This window comes from Microcoleus sp. S13_B4, assembly GCF_036700885.1.
Lineage (GTDB): Bacteria > Cyanobacteriota > Cyanobacteriia > Cyanobacteriales > Microcoleaceae > Microcoleus.
Window position 1 is genome coordinate 11,107 of sequence record NZ_JAUBPU010000007.1, and the last position, 25,377, is coordinate 36,483.

At 45.8% G+C, this 25,377-nt stretch carries 15 protein-coding genes and 1 pseudogene; 2 read left to right on the forward strand and 14 right to left on the reverse strand.

Going from position 1 to position 25,377, the window contains the following annotated elements:
• A partial coding sequence (locus tag QT994_RS06415) for a DUF4347 domain-containing protein (protein ID WP_333172661.1) occupies nucleotides 1-3,100 on the reverse strand: 3,100 nt, incomplete at its 3' end.
• A gap of 461 nt (nucleotides 3,101-3,561) precedes the next feature.
• On the reverse strand, nucleotides 3,562-4,611 hold the full coding sequence (locus tag QT994_RS06420) for a lysylphosphatidylglycerol synthase domain-containing protein (RefSeq protein WP_333172663.1): 1,050 nt from the start codon (nucleotides 4,609-4,611) through the stop codon (nucleotides 3,562-3,564).
• A 254-nt stretch (nucleotides 4,612-4,865) separates the two neighbouring features.
• Here QT994_RS06420 and QT994_RS06425 point away from each other — a divergent pair, with 254 nt between their 5' ends.
• Complete coding sequence (locus tag QT994_RS06425; RefSeq protein ID WP_333172665.1) at nucleotides 4,866-6,911, forward strand: S8 family serine peptidase; 2,046 nt, start codon at nucleotides 4,866-4,868, stop codon at nucleotides 6,909-6,911.
• Between the two features lie 166 nt (nucleotides 6,912-7,077).
• Here the strand turns inward: QT994_RS06425 and QT994_RS06430 are convergent, their stop codons facing one another.
• The 12 genes and pseudogenes from QT994_RS06430 to QT994_RS06485 all read right to left on the reverse strand — a co-directional run bounded on the left by QT994_RS06430 (nucleotide 7,078) and on the right by QT994_RS06485 (nucleotide 24,163).
• Nucleotides 7,078-7,557 (reverse strand): hypothetical protein, encoded by a 480-nt coding sequence (locus tag QT994_RS06430; RefSeq protein ID WP_333047210.1) that lies wholly within the window; start codon nucleotides 7,555-7,557, stop codon nucleotides 7,078-7,080.
• Between the two features lie 152 nt (nucleotides 7,558-7,709).
• Entirely contained in the window at nucleotides 7,710-9,380 is a 1,671-nt protein-coding gene (locus QT994_RS06435) for a glycosyltransferase family 39 protein (RefSeq protein WP_333172667.1), read from the reverse strand.
• 130 nt (nucleotides 9,381-9,510) lie between these two features.
• Nucleotides 9,511-12,486, reverse strand: a complete 2,976-nt coding sequence (gene pruA / locus QT994_RS06440; protein WP_333172669.1) for an L-glutamate gamma-semialdehyde dehydrogenase — start codon at nucleotides 12,484-12,486, stop codon at nucleotides 9,511-9,513.
• Between the two features lie 85 nt (nucleotides 12,487-12,571).
• Nucleotides 12,572-13,495 carry a hypothetical protein gene (locus tag QT994_RS06445; protein WP_333172671.1) on the reverse strand — a complete coding sequence of 308 codons (924 nt, stop codon included), beginning with the start codon at nucleotides 13,493-13,495 and terminating at the stop codon, nucleotides 12,572-12,574.
• Between the two features lie 199 nt (nucleotides 13,496-13,694).
• Entirely contained in the window at nucleotides 13,695-16,319 is a 2,625-nt protein-coding gene (locus QT994_RS06450) for a protein-arginine deiminase family protein (RefSeq protein ID WP_333172674.1), read from the reverse strand.
• Nucleotides 16,320-16,421: 102 nt separating this feature from the next.
• Nucleotides 16,422-16,763: a DUF5615 family PIN-like protein gene (locus QT994_RS06455; RefSeq protein ID WP_333172677.1), complete on the reverse strand. Its 342-nt coding sequence runs from the start codon at nucleotides 16,761-16,763 to the stop codon at nucleotides 16,422-16,424.
• A gap of 3 nt (nucleotides 16,764-16,766) precedes the next feature.
• Nucleotides 16,767-17,093: a DUF433 domain-containing protein gene (locus tag QT994_RS06460; protein ID WP_333172678.1), complete on the reverse strand. Its 327-nt coding sequence runs from the start codon at nucleotides 17,091-17,093 to the stop codon at nucleotides 16,767-16,769.
• Nucleotides 17,094-17,149: 56 nt separating this feature from the next.
• A pseudogene (locus tag QT994_RS06465) lies at nucleotides 17,150-17,476 on the reverse strand (DUF433 domain-containing protein).
• 20 nt (nucleotides 17,477-17,496) lie between these two features.
• Nucleotides 17,497-20,595: a type ISP restriction/modification enzyme gene (locus QT994_RS06470; protein ID WP_333172680.1), complete on the reverse strand. Its 3,099-nt coding sequence runs from the start codon at nucleotides 20,593-20,595 to the stop codon at nucleotides 17,497-17,499.
• A gap of 337 nt (nucleotides 20,596-20,932) precedes the next feature.
• Entirely contained in the window at nucleotides 20,933-22,342 is a 1,410-nt protein-coding gene (locus QT994_RS06475) for an NAD(P)(+) transhydrogenase (Re/Si-specific) subunit beta (RefSeq protein WP_333172683.1), read from the reverse strand.
• Entirely contained in the window at nucleotides 22,339-22,632 is a 294-nt protein-coding gene (locus QT994_RS06480) for an NAD(P) transhydrogenase subunit alpha (protein WP_006633295.1), read from the reverse strand. The genes QT994_RS06475 and QT994_RS06480 overlap by 4 nt, the downstream gene beginning before the upstream one ends.
• A 379-nt stretch (nucleotides 22,633-23,011) precedes the next feature.
• Nucleotides 23,012-24,163 (reverse strand): Re/Si-specific NAD(P)(+) transhydrogenase subunit alpha, encoded by a 1,152-nt coding sequence (locus tag QT994_RS06485; RefSeq protein WP_333172686.1) that lies wholly within the window; start codon nucleotides 24,161-24,163, stop codon nucleotides 23,012-23,014.
• A 444-nt stretch (nucleotides 24,164-24,607) separates the two neighbouring features.
• Between QT994_RS06485 and QT994_RS06490 the strand changes: the two genes are divergently transcribed.
• Complete coding sequence (locus QT994_RS06490; protein WP_333172689.1) at nucleotides 24,608-25,120, forward strand: DUF2808 domain-containing protein; 513 nt, start codon at nucleotides 24,608-24,610, stop codon at nucleotides 25,118-25,120.
• The last annotated feature ends 257 nt before the right edge of the window (nucleotides 25,121-25,377 follow it).

Below are 25,377 nucleotides of genomic sequence, written 5' to 3' on the forward strand. Positions count from 1 at the left end.
GAGTCGGAGTTGTTGGAGTCGGAGTTGTTGGAGTCGGAGTTGTTGGAGTCGGAGTTGTTGGAGTCGGAGTTGTTGGAGTCGGAGTTGTTGGATTGACGGTAATATCCACACGATCGCTATCGGTTTGAGTTCCGCCTAATTCTGGAGCTCCGCGATCGTTTGTCGTCAAAGTCAGCGTATCTGTTCCAACAAAGTTCGGATTCGGCGTATAAGTTAAACCCTCTAAAGCAGCATTAATATCAGCCTGTTTTCCCGTATAAATTAGGCTGTTGCTGCCATTCCCCGATCCGGTAACTCCCGTCAGCGACTTGAGTGTAAGAGTGCCGCTGGTAACGCTGAGATTAACTTCCACCAACTCGCTATCTGAATCGGATACAGAGATACTATTGCTGTTGCTAGCAGAGAAGATGCGAGGAGTATTTTGAGTCGTCGTTTCTTTGCCATCAGTAGTAATGTTGACACTCCAGCTAGCAATATTTCCTGGAGTAGTCGCATTGGAAGCTTTAGCATTATATTGGTTGGCATCAACTGCATACAATTTCCAAGTGCCGTTGGGGTTAGTTTTATTAAAAACAGAAAGAGTCGAACCGTAAGGCCCTTCTGGTGCTCCTGTCGGTGTCGGTCCCGGTAGAGTTAAGGGATAAATATCGCGAAAACCATTTGCTGAATAGTTACTCGGTTTGTAGTTGCCTGAAGTGATAGTTGGTACTGTAGAATTAGAAAAATTATAAAGAAAAGAGGCTGCATTATCATCCAACTTCAGTGTGACGTTGTTGAGTAGTTCATATGGAACGTGAGACATTAACACCACATTTTGTCCCTCCGGCCCAACTAGCAAGAGGTTGATGTTCTGCGGTCCACCATTGACTGAGTTAGAAGTTTGAACATTGTTGAGAGTGATGGTAACGCTGTCTACTTTTCCTGTTACACCTGAAACGTCAATAGCAGACGGATAGGGTGTCGCTAAAACGTTATATACAACGTCTCCGCTATTGATGGTAATATTATTCGGGTTAGTTGTGGTGGTGGTTGTTCTTCCCGGTATTGAATTAATAGGAGATTGATTACGACGGGAAAATTCTGAGGTATCGCCTGTAGTTTTATTAGTAGCAGTAGCAGCGAGAACAGGTTTGCCTGCTACTGGAGTGTAGGGGAAGTTGATATTAGCATTGCCAGCGCTATCTGTAGTAACGTCTTGGAAACCCAGGAAAGTTTCACCTTGACCTGTACCTGCGGGGTCATAACTGCTATTAGCAAAGAATTCGATGCGGAAGTTGGCGTTAGGAGTGCTGTTGAGAATGCCGCTGACTGTATTGCCGCTAAGTGAGGTCAGAACCGGGTAATTTTGCAGGTTGTTGCTGCCTTTATCCGCATCCCCCAAATCGTTGGAAGTGAGACCAGTAGTACCGATTAAGTCAATGCCTAATCGTCTGTTATTAAAAATTCTATTACCTTGGATAGTGTGGCCGCCGGTATTACCAACAACCTCAATACCGCTGCCTTTATTGTTAGCAATGATATTGCCTTCTCCGGGTGCAATGCCACCGATGATAGTATTATTCGTATTTTGGCGAAGGATAAAAATACCATCGCCACCATTGCCTAAGTTTATTGTACCCGTTGAATCTGTACCGATGTAGTTGCCAGTAATTTTGGTATTGCTGGCTGGCCCTGGAATAAAGATGCCCCCTATTCCTAAATCACCGTTACCAGAAATGACGTTGCGCGAGATAATATTACCTGTTATGGGGGTGACAATAGGAGGATTGTTTTGAGTGTCACTTTGGATTCTGATCCCAGCCAAAGTGTTGCCTACAGCAGTCGTACCGCTAATATCAGTACCAATGTAGTTATCTTGGATGGTGTTGTTGTTAGTCTGTACCCCAATGCCGTGACCTAAAGTGGAATTTCCGCCCTTGCCAAATCCGTTAATAACCAATCCTTGAATGGTACTGCCACTGGAATCTTCTGCGCCACCAAAAGGGCTTTTGCCTAAATCTAAACCATTAATATAAGGAAAATTGGCAGATGAGGCTGGTTGTTGTACTAAATTACCCTTGAGTTCGATAAGGGGTTTGCCAGCATATCCAGGTTGAGATTTGCCATTGATAATAACTGGGCTGGTGATGACAGGTAAGGCTTGATTAAGGGTAATGGTATAAGGGCCAGTGCCGGGAATGTTAAAGTTAATTGTGTCTAATCCGGGATTGGAATTGGCTTGTTGGATCGCATTTCGCAGAGAACCCGTAGCGCCCTCTAAAGTATCAGTAACACTATAGATAGCCAAAACCGACGCATAATTTTCCATTGCGTCTGACTCGAATGCTAGGGGCGATTTGATATTGCCGATTTTTTCTTCTAGTTCCCAATTCCCACCTAATTTTGCACTCCCCGTGAGATGCTTGGATGCGGCGATATTTGCACCAGTGAGGGATGCAATGCGGTAGAGGAAGTGCTCACCATCTACGGCTTGTTCATCGAGTCCGCTGGAGGTTTCACTTCTCGTTTCACCAAAGTATTCTAAGGCGAGTTCGCCCTCGATTCCGCCGGGGGTTTCAACCCCCGTCTCATAGCAAAAGTTCTCTAAAGAGGACTGTTTAATGAAATTGTTTTTAGTCGGTTTCAACCGACTTTCGCTTTGAGACAGGGAATAAATTCCCTGGCGGACTTTCTGACAAGCGGGGGATGCTGCTGCTACGTTGCAGCCGTAAATCAGGATGTCTGCATCAATTGTTAAAGCGCGCCGCCATTGCTGCAATTGCTGGCTATAATCTTCTAGGTTATCAACAGACAGTCTGGTTTTACCGAGTTGCAAGCTTCCCGGTTCGCCGTGGGAAACTAGATGAATGCTGTCAATATTAGTGCGGTTAGCTAACACTTCGCTAATTTGTTCGACTCCATCTCTGTGCGAGTCGATAACTATTGCTTCTACTCCCAATTTCACTCCATCTAGGAGTGTTTGATAGTCTGCTACTGCCGTATCGATAAATACTATTGTACTGGGGTTATTGGGCCGATCGCTCTTTTCCCCACAACTCTCTTTGCCCGCGTTCATTTGATTCGTAAGTTTGCTCGCACCTGCTGATAAAACTGGCATCATGGCTGTGTACCCTATATCCTAAAGTTAACAATTTTTCATAAATCCAGGACTACCACACCCGAACTCAAAAAAAACGTTTCTTTGAGGTACAAATACCTAAAATTGTAATTTTTATGAGAGCAACTCGGTTTGCTTGCCAGTCTTAAATTTATTGATTCAGACTCTATTCTTTGTGGCTTTGTTCTTGATGAACTAAAACAGATCATTTAAAAAAATTCTGTCTAAGCTCAACTATACCAGCATACGTACGTAAGCAAAAAATCTTAATAAAAATACATATTTTCGACTCGGCTAATCGCGGCAAGTCCGCTGGCATTATATATTTTCCCACTCATATCATGTCCAATCGATTAACCATAATATCCCGGTCGGGGCGGGTTTTTGAGCTTGTCAATTATTGGCAGGTATTGTTGGTGAGGGGATACCCTACAAAAATCGAGGTCGCTCGACCGAACATGATATCACTTACTGCGCCGATCGCGCTGGCGATCGAGCTTTGCCAAAGCAGCACCCGAAACATCCGCCAGAATGCTAATTATCCGATACAAAGCCACGGCACTCAGAATTATACCCGTAGAAAAGCGATCGGACAGCAGGGCGATCGCCGTTGCTTCAAATACTCCCATTCCCCCCGGTGCACCAGGCACAACTAAACCGACAACAAACGCAAAACAAAAAGCACCGAACAAGTTGGGAATATTGCTAAAATTCACCGGAGTTAAAACCATTACAGTTAGCAAAAAACCGCAGCCCCGCAATCCGATAAAACACATTTGTCCGATTAACGGCACTAAAGGATAGCGTTTAATTGGCCAATTAATTTGGCGCTTAGACTTGACACTAGATGTTTTTTTATTTATATTGGAGGTAGACTCTAAACGCAAAGTTGGTCGCTCGCCCCGATCCTCCCCAACTTCTGAATTTTCCCCATTGTTCTTTGATAACTTCAACCGCTCTACAAAGAGAACGATCGGATTTAAAATTCGGGGATGAATCGCGGTTAAAATAGCAACACAACCGACCAGTCGCAAAAACCCATTGAATTTGTCAAAACAAATCAACCCAATCAGGACGCCAGCAGAAGCCATCAGCAGCGGTTCCAGCAACACGCTGAGAGTAGCAGCTTTCGGAAAAATACCTGCCTTTTTCGCCTCCAATATTCGACCCCAAAAATGCCAAATATTCCCCGGCAAATACTTGGCAATATTAGTTTTGAGAAAAACTTGAATCGCCCAGGCGGCAGTTACAGGTTGACGGAATTCTCGCAAAATCAACATCCACACCCAGCCGACAAAAATTAGAGACAATAAAGTGACGCCAAGGGCGATCGCCAGCAACGGAAAACTTTCGGCTCGAATTTGGATATTCGCGACTTCTCGCCAGTGAGTTAAAAAAGCTTTGGCAATAAATAAAAACGTCCCGCCCAAAATCAAATAGCGCAAATAAGGCTTTAAATGCGATTTCGCGACATTTAAAAAAATCTGAATTCGATGCAAGTGTTGTTTTCCCATTTTCTGATCCCGATTTTGAATTTGGGATTAAGTTATACTGTTTGAGATTTTATATTTTAGATTGGCCAAGGCGGAATTGTGGTTGATTTACACGGCATGATATAACGGAATAAATCTGTTTAACCTAACCTATGCAGACCTCTAAAGACTATGCGTAATGCCCGCCTTACAGACTATTTAGGGCGTGTTTAACCACAAACTTAAATTTAAAATCTAAAATTTAGATCGATATACCTCGCTAGGAGTACATTTCTATGCCCGGCCCGAGCCCTGACGGTCTTTCCTATCTGTTAGATGATAGCCCCAATAGTTTCGCCTTGACTCAGGGCTTTTTGACTCCTTATCCTAACGGACTTTTTGCCCTCGGCGGCAACGATTTTATTGTCGGTTCCTCGGATGCCGATCGCATCAGCGGTGATAATGGTAACGATCGCATTCTCGGCGGTGGCAATTCCGATACCCTGTTAGGGGGTGCGGACAACGATTTGCTCAACGGTGGTGCCGGCAACGACATCCTGTTTGGGGATGCCGGCAGCGATACCTTGCAGGGAGGTAAGGGAGATGACGCCCTCAACGGCGGCGGCGGTAGCGACGTTTTAGTGGGCGATGGGGGCAAAGATACGCTGACAGGGGGTTTGGGCCCAGATACCTTTGTCCTCCGCAGCAACTCCGCAGTCTCCGATCCGGCTGCTGCAGACGTTATTACTGACTTTAACAGTTTTGTGGATTCGATCGGACTAACTGACAACCTTACCGAAGCTGACTTGATTCTCGAAGAAATATCGATCGCCCCCGGTATTTCCAATACATTAATTAAAATTCGCCAATCCAATGCTATTTTAGGCTTGGTAACCAACGCATCTCCACAAGACCTCGCCGATACATTCATCTCTGCAACTACCGTATTGGGCAACCAACTGGATCAAGCTCGCGATTTAGGCGTTTTGGGCGGCACTCAAACGATCGCAGACTCGGTTAGCAACGCCCGGCCAGACAGCCTTTACCGCTTTACTTTGCCTGCAACTAGCGACTTTAAATTAACAGTCAGCGGTTTGACAGCCGATGTTGACGTTGCTGTGATTAAAGATATTAATGGCGACAATTCTATTGACTTCACCGATATTATTGCTTCTTCTCAACAACCGGATTTATCGCCAGAGTCGATCGACATCAACGCTTTGGCAGCAGGAACTTACTTTGTCCGAGTTTATCAATACCAAGGTAGTACAAATTTCTCCCTAAATCTGTCGGCAACCCCGGCAACTGTTTCTGCTAACAATCCGAGCAACTTGCAGGGTTTTGACTCTCGTTTTGGGTTCGGTTTGGTGAATGCAGCGGCGGCAGTTGCTAAAGCTCAAGGTACTGCAACTTTTCCTGATGTTCCCGACTTGGGTGGGGACGAGTGGGGCAGAGATTTAATTAAAGCTCCAGAAGTTTGGGCCCGGGGGTTGACTGGAGACGGAATTGTCGTGGCAGTTATTGATAGCGGAGTTGACTACAATCACCCGGATTTGAGCGGGAATATTTGGAGCAATGTGGGGGAAACCGGTGTTGATGCGATCGGTCGCAATAAAGCTAGCAACGGGGTTGATGACGATGGCAATGGCTTTGTTGATGATTTCCGGGGATGGGATTTTGTCAACAACGATAATGACCCGATGGATGATAACAATCACGGCACTCATATTTCGGGTTTAGTTGCTGCGAAAAAAGATGGGGTTGGGATTACTGGCACAGCTCCAACTGCGAAGATTATGCCTTTGAAAATACTCGATGAAGCGGGAGTCGGCAAAATTAGAGATGAAATTAATGCGATTAATTATGCGGTGGCAAATGGCGCGAAGATAATTAATGTGAGTTTGGGCGGCCTCCAGTTAAACGATCAAGAATTGGATGCGATTCGAGCCGCTGAAGCTCAAGGGGCGATCGTGATTTCGGCGGCGGGAAATGATGCTCGCCCACAAGCTGATTATCCGGCTCGGTTTGCCAATGAGGTAGGAATTGCTGTCGGTGGTGTTACCCGAAATGGCTTGTTTGGGGATTATTCTAACCGGGCGGGTGCGGAGACAATTAATTATTTTGTTGCTCCCGGCGGCGACGGTGGCATGGCTGATTCGGGTGATGTTTATTCAACTGTGCCGCTTTCTCAACCGGGGATTCCCTATCGATATTTTGCGGGTACTTCAATGGCAGTGCCACAAGTATCCGGCGTGATAGCTTTAATGTTACAAGCAAATCCGAGCCTGACTCCTGCTGATATTAAGAGGATTCTGGCGGAAACTGCCAATCGAGCGGTTTGAATTTGATGCAAGTGCGATCGATATACAATCCTCAATCTTATATCAATTATTCACTGTAGGGACACAGTAATGCCGTGTTTTACTCCCCGCACCGGACACGGCAATGCCGTGTCCCTACAGACGCTTCCGTACAATCAATCTGTATCACTACTTTTCAGAATTAGTATTAAAAATTGGCGGCGTAAGTTAAGTCAAATTGGCGGCATAGGGTAATGCAGCAGTAGTTTGGTCGATCGAATACTAACTCGTAATTCATCTCGCCGTCTATTTTGGTGATCGGCTGCTTTAAGGGGATGCCCTGAATGTCGTATTGACGGCGTTCTAAGGCACTCCAGTCGATAATTTTGAAGTCGATTTGGTTCTGCAACTCAGTTGCGATCAGATATAGGTGCATCTTGTCTTGAACTTTCCCCGTCAGGGGAACTTTTATTAACACTGACTGGGTGACGAGGGGTTTTTGGTCGTTGGGATGCTTCTGGGTGTGGCAGCTTTTGAGTTCTATATCGTAAGGTTCTACCTTGAATTTCTCTCCACTGGCGATCGCAGATGAGTGCAAATCTTTCAGGCACTTTTCTAGGTGAGGAATCAGCCCTAAGTCTGGATCACACAGCAGTTTACGAATGTTGGAGGTTTCAGTGACTGTCATTTGAGATTTTTGATCTTATTTTTTGATTATTAACTTCTAGCTTACCGCTAAAAGCAGCCCTATTCTACTCTACTTGCGACATACTTCTAAAAACCCCGTTTCTGGGCAGTATGTCGCGGTGAAAAAGACATTTTTTGCTTTAATTTTTGAGGTTATTTTTTGGTAATTTTCCATAGAGTAAGCTCAACATTAGCGTCAGCCGGAGCTATTTGATAGTTTTGTTGCTGAATTGCCGATCGCAAAGTAGAGGAGGGTCTGTATAAAAACAACTCACTGAAACCCTCGGGAATTGGCGGCGGTTGCGGTTTTTTCTGTGCCAATTCTCGATTTTTGTAGCAAGAAGTGTAACAGCGGGGTTCTATTAGCAGTTTGACTTTTGGTTCTAGGTAATAACTTAAAGGCATCATATATTCGATAGAGGCATCGCTGATAATTAGGGGATTGCTGGATTTATTGACAGTCCCAGCTACTGCTAATGCGCGCAACCAACCGCTGCCTTTATTCCACCAAATGTCTGCTTGGGAACTAACTCCACCGGATATAATACCTGCGACAAACAGTGCAACTATAACTATTTTCCACAGTCTTTGCTGTTTGAAGTTATCTAAATTGTTACTGATTTTCGCAGAGAGCAGGTAAGCCACTGCTAGCTGAATTCCCACATAAAAAGGAACTAAATATCGCGGATTTGCCGATCGCCTCCCACCTTTCATTATATCAGGTACTGCTAAAAACAAAGCCGTTGTTGCAATTAATAACAATACTATCAACCACACTCGCTTTGGTGTATGTCTGCACAGAAAATAAAGGGCATAGCAGACTAAAGCTAGCAGGATTATGCCCACAGGAACTAGCAAGGCTACTTGTGTGGCGTTGGCAGTTCCATCAACCCCAATATCAAAAAATGCTATGCTGACGGAACCCACCCACCTGCTGACTAATCTTAAGAAATTTGTCTGTTCTGCCCATGCTGTTGTGCTTCTAATTTGTTTAAAGCTTTCTACAGTATTGACAAGGGAAGGCATGAAGCCGATAAAGGCGATTAAAGCTGCTATATAATAGGCAATAAATGTTTTAACATCGCGCCAGTTGGCAATAACTGCGACGTAGATGGCGTGGGCGGCAGCTACACAGACAAATAACAAGTGGGTGTACAATCCCAGTGTTGCTGTGCCTGCATAAAGCGCCCAAGAAAGAACGAGGGCGAGAGGTTTTTGATTTTCGTCAGGGCGCATTGCTCGTAACAACGCTGCGCTGGATAAAATAGTAGTTACTGTCCACAAACTGTACTGTCTTGCTTCTTGGGCAAACAAGATGTGATAGGGAGAAATTGCGAAAATTGCGATCGCCATCCACGCCACTGCTGAAGATTCAAATAACTCCCAAGCCAGCCAATAAATTGCGGGAAATACTAGCAAGCTAATCACGGCGGGCAAACTTCTCATTGCTGCAACGGAACTGCCGAACCATTGCGCCCAATATCGCGCTAGTACGTAATACAGCGGCGGGTGTTGGGGGTCTTCCGCTGCTAAAGAATTCAGGGTATCGCTTAAAGTTTTTTCGGAATTTATCTGCTGATATTTTTGTAAATCCGAGGGCGAGGTTATTTTCTGGTACGAAATTTGTTTGATTATTTCGGCTTCGGTGTAGCCAGAAACTCTCAAAGAAGTATATGTTTCGTCGATCCAGTAAAATTTGCGATCGAGATTGGCGAACCGAAATAAAATACCGATGACTAATACGGCTATAATTAAAAATCGCAGCCACTTGTCAAGTGAAGGGTTGTGAGAATTTAGTCGATCGCGATCTTTAGTAGATTCCATTTTATAACTAGCTGATCTAGCATAATTTTTTTCTGTTACCCCACCCGTAAGGTGCGCTAGGCGCACCCTACTAACTGAACAGCCAGAGAGAAAAAGAGGACTTCAGTGCTCACTACGAACAAAGGAATGATTAATCATCTACTCCTTCAATCGGCGCAAAACCCTGGCGCTGAATATTTTCGGTTATTGTGCGGGGTTCAAGGAATTGCAGCAAATAATCCGGGCCACCAGCTTTAGAACCAACTCCCGAAAGTTTGAATCCTCCGAAGGGTTGCCGCGATACCACCGCGCCGGTAATTCCGCGATTTATGTACAGATTTCCGACTTCAAAATCGGATGTGGCTCGATCGATATGCGAAGGTGTGCGAGAATACAATCCGCCGGTTAAAGCAAAATTTGTGCCGTTAGCAATAGCAATCGCTTCGCTGAAATTCTTGGCCCGAATCACCGACAAAACGGGGCCGAAAATTTCTTCTTGGGCGATAGTTGCTGTGGGCGATACTTCCGTAACAATGACTGGGCCGACAAAATAACCGGTTTCCGGTGCCGGCATTTCTAAAGCTATGTTAGCTTCGGCGTGGCCTGTTTCGATGTATTCGCGGATGCGCGCATGGGCATTTGCATCGATCACAGGACCGACTTGAGTGCCGGGATTTTCTGCTGGGCCGACATTGAGCGATCGCGTCGCTTCTACCAATCTTGCCACAAAATTATCGTACACCGATTCGACTACAATTACTCGCGAACAAGCAGAACATTTTTGACCGCTGTATCCAAATGCCGAATAAACTACGCCTGCAACTGCTTGGTCTAAATCCGCACTTTCATCGACAATAATTGCATTTTTGCCGCCCATTTCAGCAATTACTCGTTTCAGGTGTTTTTGTCCCGGCTGCAAAATCGCAGCATCGGCATAAATCTGACAGCCCACTTCCTGAGAACCGGTGAAAGTAATCATGTGAACATCAGGATGTTTCACCATGTAAGCGCCGACGGTGGAACCTTTGCAAGGCACGTATTGAAATACGCCTTTGGGAATACCAGCTTCTAGCAAAATTTCTGTGATTTTTGCTGCAATTACAGAGGAAACTTCCGCAGGTTTGAGTAAAGTACAATTACCTGCCACCAGCGATGCAACTGTCATGCCAACGGGAATTGCCAGGGGGAAATTCCAAGGTGAAATGATTAAAGAAATGCCGCGCGGCTGATAGGTGTAGCGGTTAGTTTCTCCGGGGATATCGTAATTTTTACCTTGTTCTAAGCGTTCCATTTCGTCGGCGTAGTAGCGGCAAAAATCTATAGCTTCGGAGACCTCGGCATCGCATTCTCTGACGGGTTTGCCGACTTCAAACACCATCCAAGCTGACAGTTCGTGCCGCCGCTGTTCCATCAATTCTGCTGCTTTGCGGAGGACGCCTGCGCGCTGGCGGACGGGGGTTTTTCGCCAATTGGTGGAGGCTGCTTTTGCTGCTTCAAGGGCTTGTTTGGCTTGTTCTTCGGAAAGCAATCCGATGGTGCCGACTACTTCTGTGGGATTGGAAGGGTTGAGTGAGTTAACTGTTGCTTCAGTATTTTGGTACTCGCCATTGATTAGCGGTAAATAGGTTCTACCTAAGTTGGCGCGCACTGATTTGATGGCTGTTTCTGCTTGTTGCCGCAATTTGGTATTGGCGTAGTCGGTATCGGCAACGTTGGGAAATACTTTGCTGTAAACTAGCTGGTCATTTCCATTAGCAACGGGCGCGGCTAACAATTGTTCGATCGGCATTTCTTCGGAACTTTGCCGGATGAAAGAACTGTTGGCGGTATTTTCCAGCAAACGGCGGATCAAATAAGCCATTCCCGGCAGCAAATCGCCGTAGGGGCAGTAAACTCGGACGCGATAACCCCGATCGACCAAAAGCTTAGCCAATTTGTCGCCCATGCCGTACAGCACTTGCATTTCAAAGCGGCGGCGCGGGATATTGAGAGTCTCGGCAATAGCGATCGCCCTCGCTTGCGATCGCACATTATGACTGCCAATAGCTGCATACAAATATTCGTGATTTTCTAGCAGCAACTGCGTCATCTGCTCGAAATTGGCATCGGTAGCAACTTTGTCATTGTAGACCGGCTGTGGCCAATCTTTCTGCATCGCTTTGATAGTTTCCTGATCCCAGTAAGCGCCTTTTACCAGACGCACAGTTACCGGATTTCCGCGTTTTTTTGCCCACGAAATCAGGTTTTGCAAATCTTGGGCACTGTCGCGCAAATATGCTTGCAATGTAATTCCGATATCCGTGCGACTGCGAAACTCTTCCTCTAACAATAAGTCTTTGAGAATGGTCAGAGTTAAACTTTTGTAAGCATACTGTTCCATATCGAAATGAACAGCCGCACCCAACTCCTTAGCGCGGCGCAGTAAAATGCGAATTCTATCGCTTACTTTCTCCTCGCTACCTTTAGCATCCAACGGATCAAACTGAGAATAAAAAGCTGTTAATTTTACGGATACTTGAACTCGCGGCAAAGTTTCATCATCAGCTTTGTCAATTGCATCTACCTGCGACCAATTTTTTGCTGCATTAGCGAGTTCCTCCATCAATTCTAAATAGCGGTTAAGATAAATTTGCGCCTCAGTTTCAGTAATGACAGCTTCCCCCAAAAGGTCAACTGTAAAACCCATTTTATCTTTGCGAAGTCGCTCTAAAGTTTTAACTACCTGTTTGATATTTTCCCCAGAAATATACTTGTGCGCCAAAGTTTCCACCGCAGGCGCAACCGTCGTCGCAGCCAATTGTCCAGGAATCGAATCAGCGTTAGTATAATTGAGCAATTTTTTCAAAGCTTCGGGCAATTCTACTTCTTCAGCCGTCAGGTATTCTTGCAGGTGGCGGGCAATTTCCGGCCTGCTGCGGAGGGCCGGCAAACAATCAATAAATCGAAACAACTGCACCCGCAGTCCGGGGCTAGCCATCGCCCAATCCATGAGTTTGTCGTCCCAGCGCATTTGGTCTTGGAGTTGACCGAAAAAAGATCGCTTTTTGTCTTGAGTTGCCTTCAGGATTTCTTTGGCAATTTCTTGGGTTTTTGCTTCGTAGATACTTGGAGATATTTGTGCAACCATTGGTAATTAGTAATGGGTAATTTGTACTTGGGAACCAGGGCGGGTTTATGTATTGTGTAACTACCCCCTGATACAATTATAGTTGCTATTTAACTTCAATTTTCACTTGGTAGTTTGCTTGGCGATCGCCTGAAATTTCAATAGTATAATCGCCGCTACTGGCTAGTTGACCTTGCCACTGACCTTTGCTGTCAGCAGTACCTAAATTTTCACCGTTAGGAGCAATAATTGCGGCGCTAACTTGACCTTCTTGAACATTTATTGTCATGCTTTGGCCACTATTGCACTCCAGTAAGTAGCGCCTGGATATGTTGGCTCGCAAACTATTGCTCAGAGTAGTTCCCGTAGCACCACCTTTAAAGTAAACTCGCTCGGTTACAGGGGTTTCAACCGCAGCCGGAGAAGGAGAAGGAGAAGGCAACGGCAACGGCGAGGGTGACGGCGAAGCAAGTTGGGGAACGCCAGAGAGAGAGGGTATTTGAGTGGGACGGGGCGACGGATAGATTGTGGCGGGCAGTCGAGTTCCAGGTGCTGGGGGAAGTCCGGGGCGACGGTTGGCGGGCGCTGTTGCGACAGGCGGAGGGCTTTCGGGGAGGGGTACGTCAGCGGGTAGTCTGATTTGAAGGTTCGCTCTTTCCTGATACATTCTCCACGCTAGCAAACTGCCGAAACTAAGGACGGAACCGACTAACATTCCGCTGAGAAAAACTGCTAAGATTTGCCAAGCTCGGGCTGGTTTTGGTTCGGGGTTGGCAGTTGGAATTGTTGGAGGCGGATAACTTGTAATTTGAGTTGTTTCCGGCGTGCTATCGGTGGCAACTGGAATTATTTCGCCTGCGTCGATTGGCGCTGAAATATCTTCGGGCGCGGCAATTTCTGCGGGAGTTTCTGCTGATACGGAAGTTGAATCGCCACTGGCAACTTCACTGCGATCGAACTCATCGCTGGTAGGCGAAATTGTTTCCGGTTGCTGAGTCAAAATTTGTTTTTTTTCCTGTTCGTCGCTCATGGGGCTAAATTTATTTTACAAAGACCGCTTTTAGACATTTTACGTTACTCGTGCGATCGCCTGCACTGCACCAATACGGCACGGCTATTGACAAAATGCCGTCCGTGTCGATCGAGAAATCTCTCTCCTGGGGCGATCGCAATTTACCAATTTTCCGTAAATATTGAGTACAAATTGCGATCGCAAATTACTACTGGGATCAATTATTAGGCAAAGACTGCCAAAAAGGTCGGTCTTCTGGCTTCCTCACAGTATTCGTCGCCGACTGCACGTTCCCTTTCAATTCTTGATAATACCTGTCATCCAGAAAACTAACGCTGACCCCAGCAGGAAGCAGCAGTTGGCGCAATCTTTCCTGAGTGTAATCTACACCCTCAATCATTGGCCCGCGCGGATTTGAAACTAACAACTTGCCGTTAACTGGCACCGAATTGACCATATTCGGCCACCAAGCATAACCGCTGTAGCCAAACATCACCGGAACTTGAATAATTTGGTCGTCTCCGAGTGAAAACTCTCTTTTCAACTTCTCTATAATCGGATTAAGTTTCTGATTTTGCAAATAGAGATTGTGTTGAATTAAAGCGCGATTTTGCAAGGCGGCGCTGACTGTTGTTTGAGTGCTCAAACCACGATTTATGGTCACATCGCCGTAACCTCTTCCCTCCAATTCTTCCAACAGCTTAACTCCAGCTTCGGGACTGGCGATCGCCATTACATATTGTCCGGGAGTTTGAGTGGGAATAAAATTGATAATTTCATCGACTTGGCGAGTCAAAAGCCAAGAAGTATCAATATCCACTGGCGGCCCTTGAATTCTCTGAGCTTGAATAAAATCAAGTACCTCTGGATTAAAACTAGCATTTCCCGAATTCCCGTAATAAACTCGACCCATTGGGTGTCCGGGAATCGGCGGTGTCACCTGCAAATTGCCGTACCCGTCAGACCACTGACTTACAGGGTCTAAAGAACGAGGATTGCCAATTTTTACTACTTTCCAATCCCGGTTTTGAGTTGATTTAATAGGCGGGTTTTTCTCTGGCTCACTATTGCTTTTTAGGGCTACATTAAACTGGCGTATCTTCGATTCTTCGGGGAGTTGAACGTATCCGTTTTTCTGGGTATCTTGCATCCAAGTGCGATCGCCCAGGAGAATTTTCACTTTAGCGCCCGTGGGTTCTACTGCTTGTTTTAGTTGCGAGATAAATTCGCTGTTTACCGAGCCTCTGTCGCTGACCTGAACTTCGGTTACTGGTGCTGTATTGGGCGCTATCATCCAAGGACTAACGCCCATTTGAATAGTTGTGGAAGCGATTTCTTGACCGTTGTTTTGGGCAGTTGCTTTGAGATTTACAGTGCCGTTCCAGTTGCGATCGGCAAATTGTTTGGCTTCGACACCTAAAACAATATTCGTGCTGAAAACTAGAGGTTTAGCACCGGATATATCTACAGGTTGCCAGCCGTCTCCCGTCTTCTGAAAAACGCTGATGTGAGGGCTAGCAATGCTGTCAGCCGTGAGAAATAACTGAGAGGTTTTGAAGTTTTCAGACAGTGTTAAGTTAACTTGAGAAAGCATTGCTGCACGGCGGGGAGCGCTAACTTTGGTTTGTTTCCAAGTCGGTATCTTGCCGCGATCATTATTGCGATCGCTAAATAAAATTAGCGCGCCTTTGGACAAAGACCATTGTTCTTTTCCCGCTTCGTCTTGCTCGTTAATTTGGCCATCTCTGTTAGTATCTCCCGCAAAGAAAAAGTTCGGCGGCGAGAGGGCGGGTGTAACTGGGGTGGGAGTTGGTGTTGCAGTTGATTCAGGAGTTGGTTGAGAAGTTGCTTGCTGATTTCTCTCTAGTTCTTGCCTTTCTAGTTCTTGTCTGGCTAATTCTTGCCTTTCTAGTTCTTGCTTCTCAAGTTCTTGTCTGGCTACTTCTTGTCTGGCTAATTCTTGCTTCTCAAGTTCTTGTCTGGCTACTTCTTGTCTAGCTAATTCTTGCTTCTCAAGTTCTTGTCTAGCTAATTCCTGCTTCTCAAGTTCTTGTCTAGCTAATTCTTGCTTCTCAAGTTCTTTCTTTTCTAGTTCTTTTCTGGCTAATTCTTGCCTTTGGAATTCTTGCCTTTCAAGTTCTTTTCTAGCCAGGTCTTTTTTCTCTTGCTCTTTTCTCTCAATTTCTCGACGAGCAAATTCTTTTTTCTCTTGCTCTTTTCTTGCTCTCTCTCTTATCTCTTCTTCCTCGGCTCTAACTTTCTCAACAGAACGTGCAACTTGCATTTCATAGGTAGCGACACTGAGGTTTCCTTGGTATTCGATGGTTTTGTCGATCGCGCCCTCAGCCAAAAAAGAACCGTGAGGAATGAGTCGTAGGGTATTGATAGCAATTTGCCACAAGCGTTGCGACTGTTCCCAAGTAGCAGAAGAAGGATTAGAAGTGCGTCCAATTAAGACTGCTTGGGCGGCAAATTTAGCAGCATCGTCCCAATTATATTTGGCTCTTTCTTCTATTTGAATCTGACTTTGAACGTTTTGGAGTTGCTGCGTCAGAGTTTGGGATTGCTGGCGGTGGATTGCTGATTTCCAAAGTTCTAGGGAAAACGGGGCGCTGTCGGGAGTTTTGGCAAGGTTATCTAATTGTACTTTGAGGCGAGCGCGCAATTTGTAGAGTTCGGGGAGGGATTGCGGAGTTTCGCCCTCTGACTGTCGCGGAGTGATTGCGAGTTGGTAGTTTAGGGAAGGTTGAGCCACTGTTGCGGGGACTGCAACCCAAATAATACCGATGACGACACCGAAAGCATTGACGATCGCGATCGCAATATATCGAACCCAGCGCATATAGTTTATCCTCAGACACGCCAATAATTTTACCTAATCTTGGGAGCAATGGGGGATTTAATTGTAAGATTTTAGGACGGGTTTGGGGCGCTCGGCTTTTTTTCATGTCGAAGGACGGTTAACTCGAATCAATTTACCGTTCAAAGTATCGATCACAGAAATAGCCTCATTAATTCGGGCCGCCTGTCTTTCCCAGTTGCTATCTTGAGTACAAATGATAATACCAGCATGGTTGGGTTGTGAGCGATGCAGCCGAATGAAATCCCCTCGATTGAAAGTCAAAACTGCTCGCTCATTACTCACAGCAAAAGCCAATACATCCTCATCAGGAATCCCTAATCCTGCGTTTCCGGCTTCTTGAACTGTTAATACATCGTGACCTAAAGGTCGAAGAAACTCAACTACTGGCAACGGATACTGTTCGTCTGCATAAAGTCGCGCCATGTTTTAGGCTTCCTCATTTTCTTTGATTGCTTGTTCAATTTCTTCTGGGTAAGCATCAGCATAAGCCCAAGCATTGACTAAATCAGCCGCCGTCAAATGGGGATAGCACTTAAAAAGTTCCGCATCGCTGCATCCGAGACGGCGATAACCCACCAATACCCAAACTTGTATGCGAGTATTGCCGACACAGGCATCCCCTCCACAGACACCGGGAGTCTTTTTAATGCCTAAAGAACCGTTGGTTAAAGTTTGAGTTAGGATGCTGATTAGTTTAGCTTTATCAGCGAGATTTAAGGTTAAGACTTGAGTTTCTAATTCTTGTATAGTCATAAGTGCGATCGCTCGGATTTGATATTAGTTAGATTATAGCAAATTTCCGCCATGTTTTAGGGTTCCTCATTTCTAGCGATCGCAGCTTCAATTTCCTCTGGGTGTGCCTCAGCATAAGCCCAAGCGTTGGCCAAATTTGCTGCACTCAAATGAGGAAAGTCTTGCAAAATTCGCACATCATTTGCACCCAGAATGCGCTAATTTACCAGCGACCAAATAGGTATGCGAGTCGTGTCCATTCTAGCATCGCCACCGCACACGCCCGGAGTTTTTTCTATTCCTTGCCAAGTATTGCTTAAACTTTGAACTAATAGCTGTATTGCCTGAGTTTTTTCAGCGGGACTTAAGGCAAGGAGTTGTTTTTCTAATTCTTTCAGTGTCACTTTTTACCATCTCCTAAACTTTACTCTATGGGAAAACCAGGAATCAGTAGATCGATTTCTACCATCAGTTGCATGGTTTCTTTGAGCGCAACCACCACCTTTTGATAGTGCAGTACATCATCAAAGGATAAAGTGCGTTTGGCTTTCTTACGGTCTTTGAGCCATTTGTCCAACACCTGATAGCCGCCAATTTTAAACTCCCAAACTTCGGGGGCGATGCCTTCAAAATAGCGGGTTTTGTTAATATAAACTCGTTGTTCTGCGGGTTTATAGGTAACTTCGGTAACGGCATTGTCACCATCGCCATTCATTTTAGTAATCAGCTTATTCAGCTTTTTCGATTTCATCAGGTGCAGGTCTACTAATTCCTGACCTTTTGCACCCAAGTCTTTAAATAGCTGATCGTTACTGGTTAACGGCACACGGGGAAAGTCGATTTTGAGAAACTCGGCATAGCGTTGGCGATAGGTAGGGCTATGGAAGATGGCGTAGATGTAGTAAAAGATGGCTTCTGGTGTGGGAATGTAGCCAAGTTTTTTTCTAACTACATTCAGAAAATCTGAAGATAAATTAGGAGATTTTTCAACAAATAAATTACCTTGTTGATTAGAAGTATCAGGATATTGATATAAGGGAAACACAAAACCATTATTAGAGGTTTTTGGCGACATACAAATAACTTCGACAATGTTGGAAGCCACTTGTACATGAGCAAAAGTTTCTCCTTTCGTTAGGCGTGAAGTTATCAGGGCCATGTTGTTACCTGCCAGAATATGTCGCATTACTTCTGGTCGAGGCATACAGATAAAGCCTCGCGTCTGTCCTGTATAGTAGGTATAGCGTTTATCAAACGGACGATAAAAAATAGGTACTATATTAGAGCTTTGAAAACTATCTCTACGTAGATCTTCCTGAGCAAGTGAGACTTTCCAATCTCTTGCATCATCACCCAGTTCATATTTTTTTCTGGCTTCCTCTATGGGTAGTGAGACAAAATCCTTAACAGTAGTCTCCACTTCTTGGGAGGACCATTTTATTGTCAAATGATCTCTTGCAGTCACAATTCCCACCGAATGAACAGGCAATATATCTGTGATTTTCCAGCCTTCATCATATTCTTCCCAAAGATTTCGGTCTTGGGGACAAAATAAATAAAATGATGATTGAGGTTCAATAGCTTTCCATTCAACCTCATTAATATCTAATAAATTTAAGCTTTCATATTTAGATGCGCGATCGCCCCATAACTCTGCATGGTGAACTTTAGCTGGTGTATCCTTTCCAGGTTCTTTAACAAAAATTCCAATACTCACACCCTGTTGAATATCAAAAACATTTTGATCGGGTGAACCATCGGGAGAAACTTCTTTTTTCTTAGAATTTCCGTGTAAATCTAAGATGTAGATATCGGTAAATGTTTGCATCAAGTTCTGACGCATTCCTCTAAAAGTTGGATTGTCAAGATATCCGTGATTAGTGACAAACGCTAAAACTCCGTAGCCTGTTTCACTCACTCGCCATTGTCCAAAGCGGATGAATTTTACATAGTCATCCTGCAACCATTTGGGATTCTTTTCATCTAATGGCCGACCGTTAACATAGTAATAATCGCGAACTAAACCAGCAATCCACTCGCTTTTATTTGCCGAATGTCCTGAATAGGGCGGATTGCCCAACACCACCATCACAGGCACATCTCGCTTCACCGTCGAAGCTTCGTTTGCTTCCTGTGCGACAAACTGACCAAACAAAATCTCTGACTTTTTCAGTGCTTCATCCAGCGTATTCGTGAGGTAAATGCCTAATCGCTGTTTCCCCTTAAATTTGTAACCAAGTTCTTGAAGTTCTAGCCCTAGCTTCAGGTGAGCAATGGCATAGGGAGCCATCAATAACTCAAAGCCAAACAACCGATTCAGCAAATTATCTCGCACATAGCTATCCCACTGATTCGCCATGCCAATTTCTTCTAAATTGCGGTAAATTTGCTTCACCACCTCATACAAAAACGTACCCGTACCCGTTGCAGGGTCGAGAATTTGCACTTTCGGCTTTTGTGTTATTGGATCTTTGGCATTATCAGCTAATCCTAATGGGAGATCGAAGCGGTCTTTGAGAATAGCATCAACCGATCGCACAATAAACGACACCACAGGTTCCGGTGTGTAATAAACCCCTCGACTCTTTCGCAGAGCCGCATTATACGCCGCCAAAAACGTTTCATAAAAATGCACCACCGGGTCTTCTTGACGAGTGCGCTGCCCAAAGTTTTCGAGAATGCTACCCATATCAACTTGAGACAGCAATTGCACCAAATCGTCGATAGCCCAATCGATCTGACTGACTGCATCCGTTTCGACGATCGTATTAAACAATCGCTTCAAAAATGGGTTTGTTGCTGGAATATACGTGCCAGCCGTGCGCCGAGTAAACGGTTCACACCCTGGATTTTGAGCATGACCAACTCTTGCCGCAAATAACCCATAAGAAATCGTCTGAGCATACATATCAGCAAAGTCAGCATCATTCAAATCGGGCAACAACACCTCACTAAAGCCCTGTTTCAGTTGATGCAATTCGCCGTCTTTCCTTTCTCCCTCCAGCGCAGTTGTTGTTGCTAACCGGATTGCCTTCGTCAACCTCGCCATCTGTCGCGCCAGGTCTTCAGGACTGCTGATAATCTCGCCTGTATAATTGATAAACTGATCTAGCAGAGCCGCAATCTTTTCTGTAGCCCTTATTTGCAGCTTATTCTCATTACGATCTGCTAAAATTTCCTTCTGCCTGCGCTTCCCATTCACATACCAACGAAACTCTAAATAATTGGTCAATACTAGATTCGGAAACGCTTCTATATACCGCTGCAATTGCTCCGATTTTTCTATCTGATCCAGGTCTAGCCCAACGTCTTTGGCTTCTACATAACCCACCAGTAGTTCCCGCCGCCTTACGGTAAAGTCTGGAATCCCTGCCTTGTTGCCTTTTTCTTCAATGACGGCATCAATCCCCTTATCTGAGTCATCCAGCAAATTTTTCAGCGCTGGATAATGGCTGCGCTCGCTACCTTTTTGCAGGTTATTTTGAATCGACTTGAGGTAAGCATCAAAAGATATAGACGGCATTGAATCAGTTTCCTGGTTTAGTTTGGTTTTCGCCACTCTGCCATTGTTAGTTTAGCCGTAAAGCTATCAATCTGCATGGTGTTGCCTCAAACAACTTAGCAGGAATTTATCTGTGCAATGCTGATGGTGTAGCAGCCGATCGCACTGAAGCAGAAAAATGGTTTCAAAAAGCCAGAGAACAAGGATTTTCACATACACCCATCTCCAGTGAATATGTGAACCAAGCTAGCATTGCATAAAACAACGCCAAAACAAACCCAAAACAAAAACCCGGTTTCTCCAAGAAACCGGGTTTAATCATCCGCGTTAATCCGCGTTAATCTGCGGTTAAAAAATCCTACAACTGCTTCACCTCAGAAACCAATTTGGCAACGACATCCTTAGCGCTACCAAACAACATCATCGTCTTATCCTTGTAGAACAACTCATTGTCTACACCTGAAAAACCAGCACTCATCCCACGCTTAATCACGATCGTATGCTTGGCCTTATCAACCTCCAAAATCGGCATCCCGTAAATCGGGCTCGCCGTATCGTGACGCGCCGCCGGATTCACCACATCATTCGCACCAATCACCAACGCCACATCCGTTTCTTCAAACTGCGGATTGATGTCGTCCATATCGTACAACTGCGGATAAGGCACGTTTGCTTCCGCCAACAGCACATTCATGTGTCCAGGCATCCGCCCAGCCACCGGGTGAATCGCGTATTTCACGTCAACACCCATTTTTTCCAAACCGTCGGCTAACTCGCGCACGGCGTGCTGTGCTTGCGCTACAGCCATTCCGTAACCGGGAATAATTACAACCGATCGCGCATAACCCAACATCATCGCACTTTCTTCGAGATTGATGCTGCGAACAGTTTTGTCAGTAACACCAGCAGCCCCAGCAGCACCCGCAGCACTACCGCCACCGCTACCAAAGGCGCTAAACAGCACACTACCCAAGGATCGATTCATCGCCTTGCACATGATTTGCGTCAAAATAATCCCCGACGCGCCCACCAATGCACCAGCGATAATCAGCATATTGTTCATCAAAATGAACCCAGCCACACTCGCCGCAATCCCCGAATAGGAGTTAAGCAGCGATACCACCACGGGCATATCGCCGCCCCCAATCGGTAGCACAAACATGATTCCCAAAATATTGGAAATCGCCACCAAAGCCAGGAATACCGGCACATTTTCGGGATTCGTCAGCATATAACCGCTGCCGGCTAAAAGTGCGATCGCCAGCATGGCATTAAACGGCTGTTGCAGCGGAAACGTCATTGGCGCACCCGGTAGCAATTCTTGCAGCTTCGCAAACGCCACAAGGCTACCTGTGAAAGTAATTCCGCCAATCAACACACCCAAAAGGATCGTGATTGTCGCGTCTGGAGTTGGCGATTCCGGGATGCTGAGATAGCGCCAGAATTCCCCCACAGCAACGAGTGCAGAAGCCGCGCCCCCAAAACCGTTAAGCAAACCCACCATCTGCGGCATATCCGTCATCGCCACGGTATTCGCCATAATCGTTCCCAAAATGGAACCGACGATAATTCCGACTGCAATCAATTCGTAGCTGACTACTTGCTTTTCCAGCAACGTACCGACGATCGCAATTAACATCCCGATCGCAGCTAACACATTTCCTTGACGCGCGGTTGCAGGGGAACCCAACTGTTTCAAACCGATAATAAACAAAGATGCGGCAACTAAATAACCTAGTTGAATGCCACTGGGCAGAAAATCGCTCACGCTTTAACCTCTTTTTTCTTGAACATTTGCAGCATTCGATCGGTTACTAAGAAACCGCCGACAACGTTAATTGTGGCCAGGGCGATCGCGATCGTCCCCAAAATCGAAGTAACAGTCACATTGCCTTGGCCAGAAATCAGAATTGCACCTAAAACCGCAATTCCCGAAATCGCATTCGATCCCGACATCAAAGGTGTGTGCAGCGTCGGCGGGACTTTATTGATTACTTCAAATCCCACAAACGACGCTAGAGTAAACACCACTAAACCTGCAATCAATCCTTCTGCCATAACAATTGGTAATTGGTAATTGGAAATTGGTGTGAAATTAACGCTAAAGTCCTTTATATCTCTCGTTTGTTGCCGAGTCTCGATCCCCCTAAATCCCCCTTAAGAAGGGGGACTTTGAATACTTCTTGTTCCCCCCTTGTTAAGGGGGGCTAGGGGGGATCTAGCCCTAGTCACCAAACAACATTCTGTGACTGCGTTTGCCCTGTTTGTTGACACCAAGGGGTAATTGGTAATGACTCGTTAAGATACCCGATGCTCTTAACGCATTCATCGGAGGCTATGCCTCCGGTATAGACTGGAGGCATAGCTTCCTGGAGTACATTACAATGCAGAGCATTGTAACGATAGACATTATGATTTAGGTTCCCTATAATGACTCCTAACTATTGACTGCTGAAGCCTCAGCAGCCAAAGCATCCCGCACTCGCTGATTACTAATCTCACCGTCGCGGGCAACGCAAGCACCAGCAATGATATCGTCTTCAAAATTCAAATTTAGCTCCTTATCTTTCACCATCAACTGAAGTAAAGAGGAGATATTCTTCGAGTAAGTTTCGCTAGCGTGGACAGGCATCGACGAGGGCACATTAATCGGGCCGATGACATTAACGCCGTTCCATTCAACATCTTTCCCCGCTTCCGTGCATTCGCAATTGCCGCCTTGTTCGCCCGCGAGGTCAACAATTACCGATCCGGGCTTCATTTGAGAAACCATTTCTCTAGTAACTAAAATAGGTGCTTTTCTGCCAGGAACTTGAGCGGTTGTAATCACTGCATCGGAAGCGCTGACGTGTTGGGTGAGCACTTGGCGGGTGTATTCTTTAGCCGCTTCTGATAGTTCTTTAGCATAGCCACCGGCGGCGACGGTTTCTTCCTTGAGTTCAACATCAAGGAATTTAGCGCCCAAACTTTGCACTTGTTCTTTTGTTTCCGGGCGGATGTCGAAGGCTTCGACTACCGCACCCAAACGGCGCGCAGTGGCGATCGCCTGTAAGCCAGCAACGCCTACACCCATTACCAATACTTTGGCGGGGCGAATCGTACCCGCCGCCGTTGTCAGCATTGGGAAATATTTCGGCAAAGCTGCGGCTGCGATCAGTACCGCTTTGTAACCAGCGACGTTGCCCTGAGATGACAGTGCATCCATGCTTTGAGCGCGGCTGGTGCGCGGGATCATTTCCATGCTGAATGCCGTTACTTTGCGATCGGCTAAACGCTGCACTAAAGCTGGATCTCCCAGAGGATTCAAAAATCCGATGAAAACGCCTCCTTCCCGGAGTTGATGAACTTCTGATTCTTGCAGCGCCCCGATTTTCACGACGACATCGGCTTCGCCCCACAGCCTAGCGGTATCGGCGACAACCTTGGCGCCCGCTTCTTCGTAAGCAAGATCCGAGAAAAAGGATTTTGCGCCGGCACCGGCCTCAACCCAAACTTCGACGCCTTGTTTTACCAATTTGGCTACAGCGTCGGGCACTAAAGCCACCCGGCGTTCCCCTGCTGCTATTTCTTTTGCGATCGCTAATTTCATACAGTCTCCTTATTTAAGCCTTCCTAGGACGGTTGAAACCGCGCCTACACAGACAAAACCTGCCTCCGCAGGTTTCTTGAAGTGCGATTTTTAATCGCCCGATGCCTTGCTTTACATTGAAACAGCCGTTCCCCTAAACTTCTCTCGTTGATACTAAAGCCGATCGCCCAAATTCGACCCGTATCTTTAACTTATCTTATACATTCAAACTCGCTAAATTGTTAAGTTTGCCACCGATTATGATATAATTTTATGTCGCCTAATTCTGTAGTTTGAATGTCTGTTATCAGTATTACGCAAAAATTACGCAAAAAAAAGTGACCTCAGCCGGCGGTAGCTCGCCCTCATCAAATTGCTGAGACATTCGATATATTGTAGGCACGATCGCAAATTTCGGGCGAGCAATATTTAAGGTTCACCAAGAGTTTAATTAGAGGAGTTGTTATGCGACGATTATTTTCAGCACTAGCGGTTACAGGTTGCTTGGTGGCTGGATTACCCGCCATCAGTTTAGCCCAGTCCATGCCAGGGTTCACGATTTTCGGCGGCCCCGATCGCGCCAACCAATTAAGCTATCGCTTGGATTACGGCAAAGCGGGGATGAGCGGCGATAGATATCGGCTGCGAATTCCTTCCAAAAAAGTAAGTCTGGCGATCGCCCAACTGAACATATCCTATCCAGACTACTACAAAGGCGAATTTGACCAAAAAGACATTAAAGTGCGCGTCAAGGACAAAACAATAGAATTGCAAGAAGTAATCTGGGACAAAGAAAATCGATTCATAGAAATTTATCCCAAAGAACCAATTGCCGCCGGCAACAATGTTGAGGTTGTACTCTCCAACGTCAGAAACCCCTCTCCCGGTGGAATGTACCATTTCAACGTCCGCATCCGCACCCCCGGAGACGTTCCCCTGCTGCGTTACCTCGGTACTTGGCTGTTGAGCATTGATTGAGGGAAGGGTTCGGGTTTGAGTTCGGGGAACTGAGATATTGCACCATTCTCAATAATCCTTTCAGGGCAGGCAGGATGCCCCACCCCTACTCCCCACAAGAAAATCTACTCTTTGTGGAACAGGCCCGAAAGCCTGTTAAGCGAGAATGGTGCAAGATGTGAGGGGAAGGAATTTCTTGTTAGTCAAGCAAGCGATCGCGACAGAAAAATTTAACTGTGGCGATTTTTTTCCTGGGTAAAAAAATTTAACACTACTCA

What these genes read in the sequence shown, in the direction of transcription:
- QT994_RS06420 (WP_333172663.1), bottom strand. Translation starts at nt 4,611, where the DNA reads ATGGGAAAACAACACTTGCATCGAATTCAGATTTTTTTAAATGTCGCG.
- QT994_RS06425 (WP_333172665.1), top strand. Translation starts at nt 4,866, where the DNA reads ATGCCCGGCCCGAGCCCTGACGGTCTTTCCTATCTGTTAGATGATAGC.
- QT994_RS06430 (WP_333047210.1), bottom strand. Translation starts at nt 7,557, where the DNA reads ATGACAGTCACTGAAACCTCCAACATTCGTAAACTGCTGTGTGATCCA.
- QT994_RS06435 (WP_333172667.1), bottom strand. Translation starts at nt 9,380, where the DNA reads ATGGAATCTACTAAAGATCGCGATCGACTAAATTCTCACAACCCTTCA.
- pruA (WP_333172669.1), bottom strand. Translation starts at nt 12,486, where the DNA reads ATGGTTGCACAAATATCTCCAAGTATCTACGAAGCAAAAACCCAAGAA.
- QT994_RS06445 (WP_333172671.1), bottom strand. Translation starts at nt 13,495, where the DNA reads ATGAGCGACGAACAGGAAAAAAAACAAATTTTGACTCAGCAACCGGAA.
- QT994_RS06450 (WP_333172674.1), bottom strand. Translation starts at nt 16,319, where the DNA reads ATGCGCTGGGTTCGATATATTGCGATCGCGATCGTCAATGCTTTCGGT.
- QT994_RS06455 (WP_333172677.1), bottom strand. Translation starts at nt 16,763, where the DNA reads ATGGCGCGACTTTATGCAGACGAACAGTATCCGTTGCCAGTAGTTGAG.
- QT994_RS06460 (WP_333172678.1), bottom strand. Translation starts at nt 17,093, where the DNA reads ATGACTATACAAGAATTAGAAACTCAAGTCTTAACCTTAAATCTCGCT.
- QT994_RS06470 (WP_333172680.1), bottom strand. Translation starts at nt 20,595, where the DNA reads ATGCCGTCTATATCTTTTGATGCTTACCTCAAGTCGATTCAAAATAAC.
- QT994_RS06480 (WP_006633295.1), bottom strand. Translation starts at nt 22,632, where the DNA reads ATGGCAGAAGGATTGATTGCAGGTTTAGTGGTGTTTACTCTAGCGTCG.
- QT994_RS06485 (WP_333172686.1), bottom strand. Translation starts at nt 24,163, where the DNA reads ATGAAATTAGCGATCGCAAAAGAAATAGCAGCAGGGGAACGCCGGGTG.
- QT994_RS06490 (WP_333172689.1), top strand. Translation starts at nt 24,608, where the DNA reads ATGCGACGATTATTTTCAGCACTAGCGGTTACAGGTTGCTTGGTGGCT.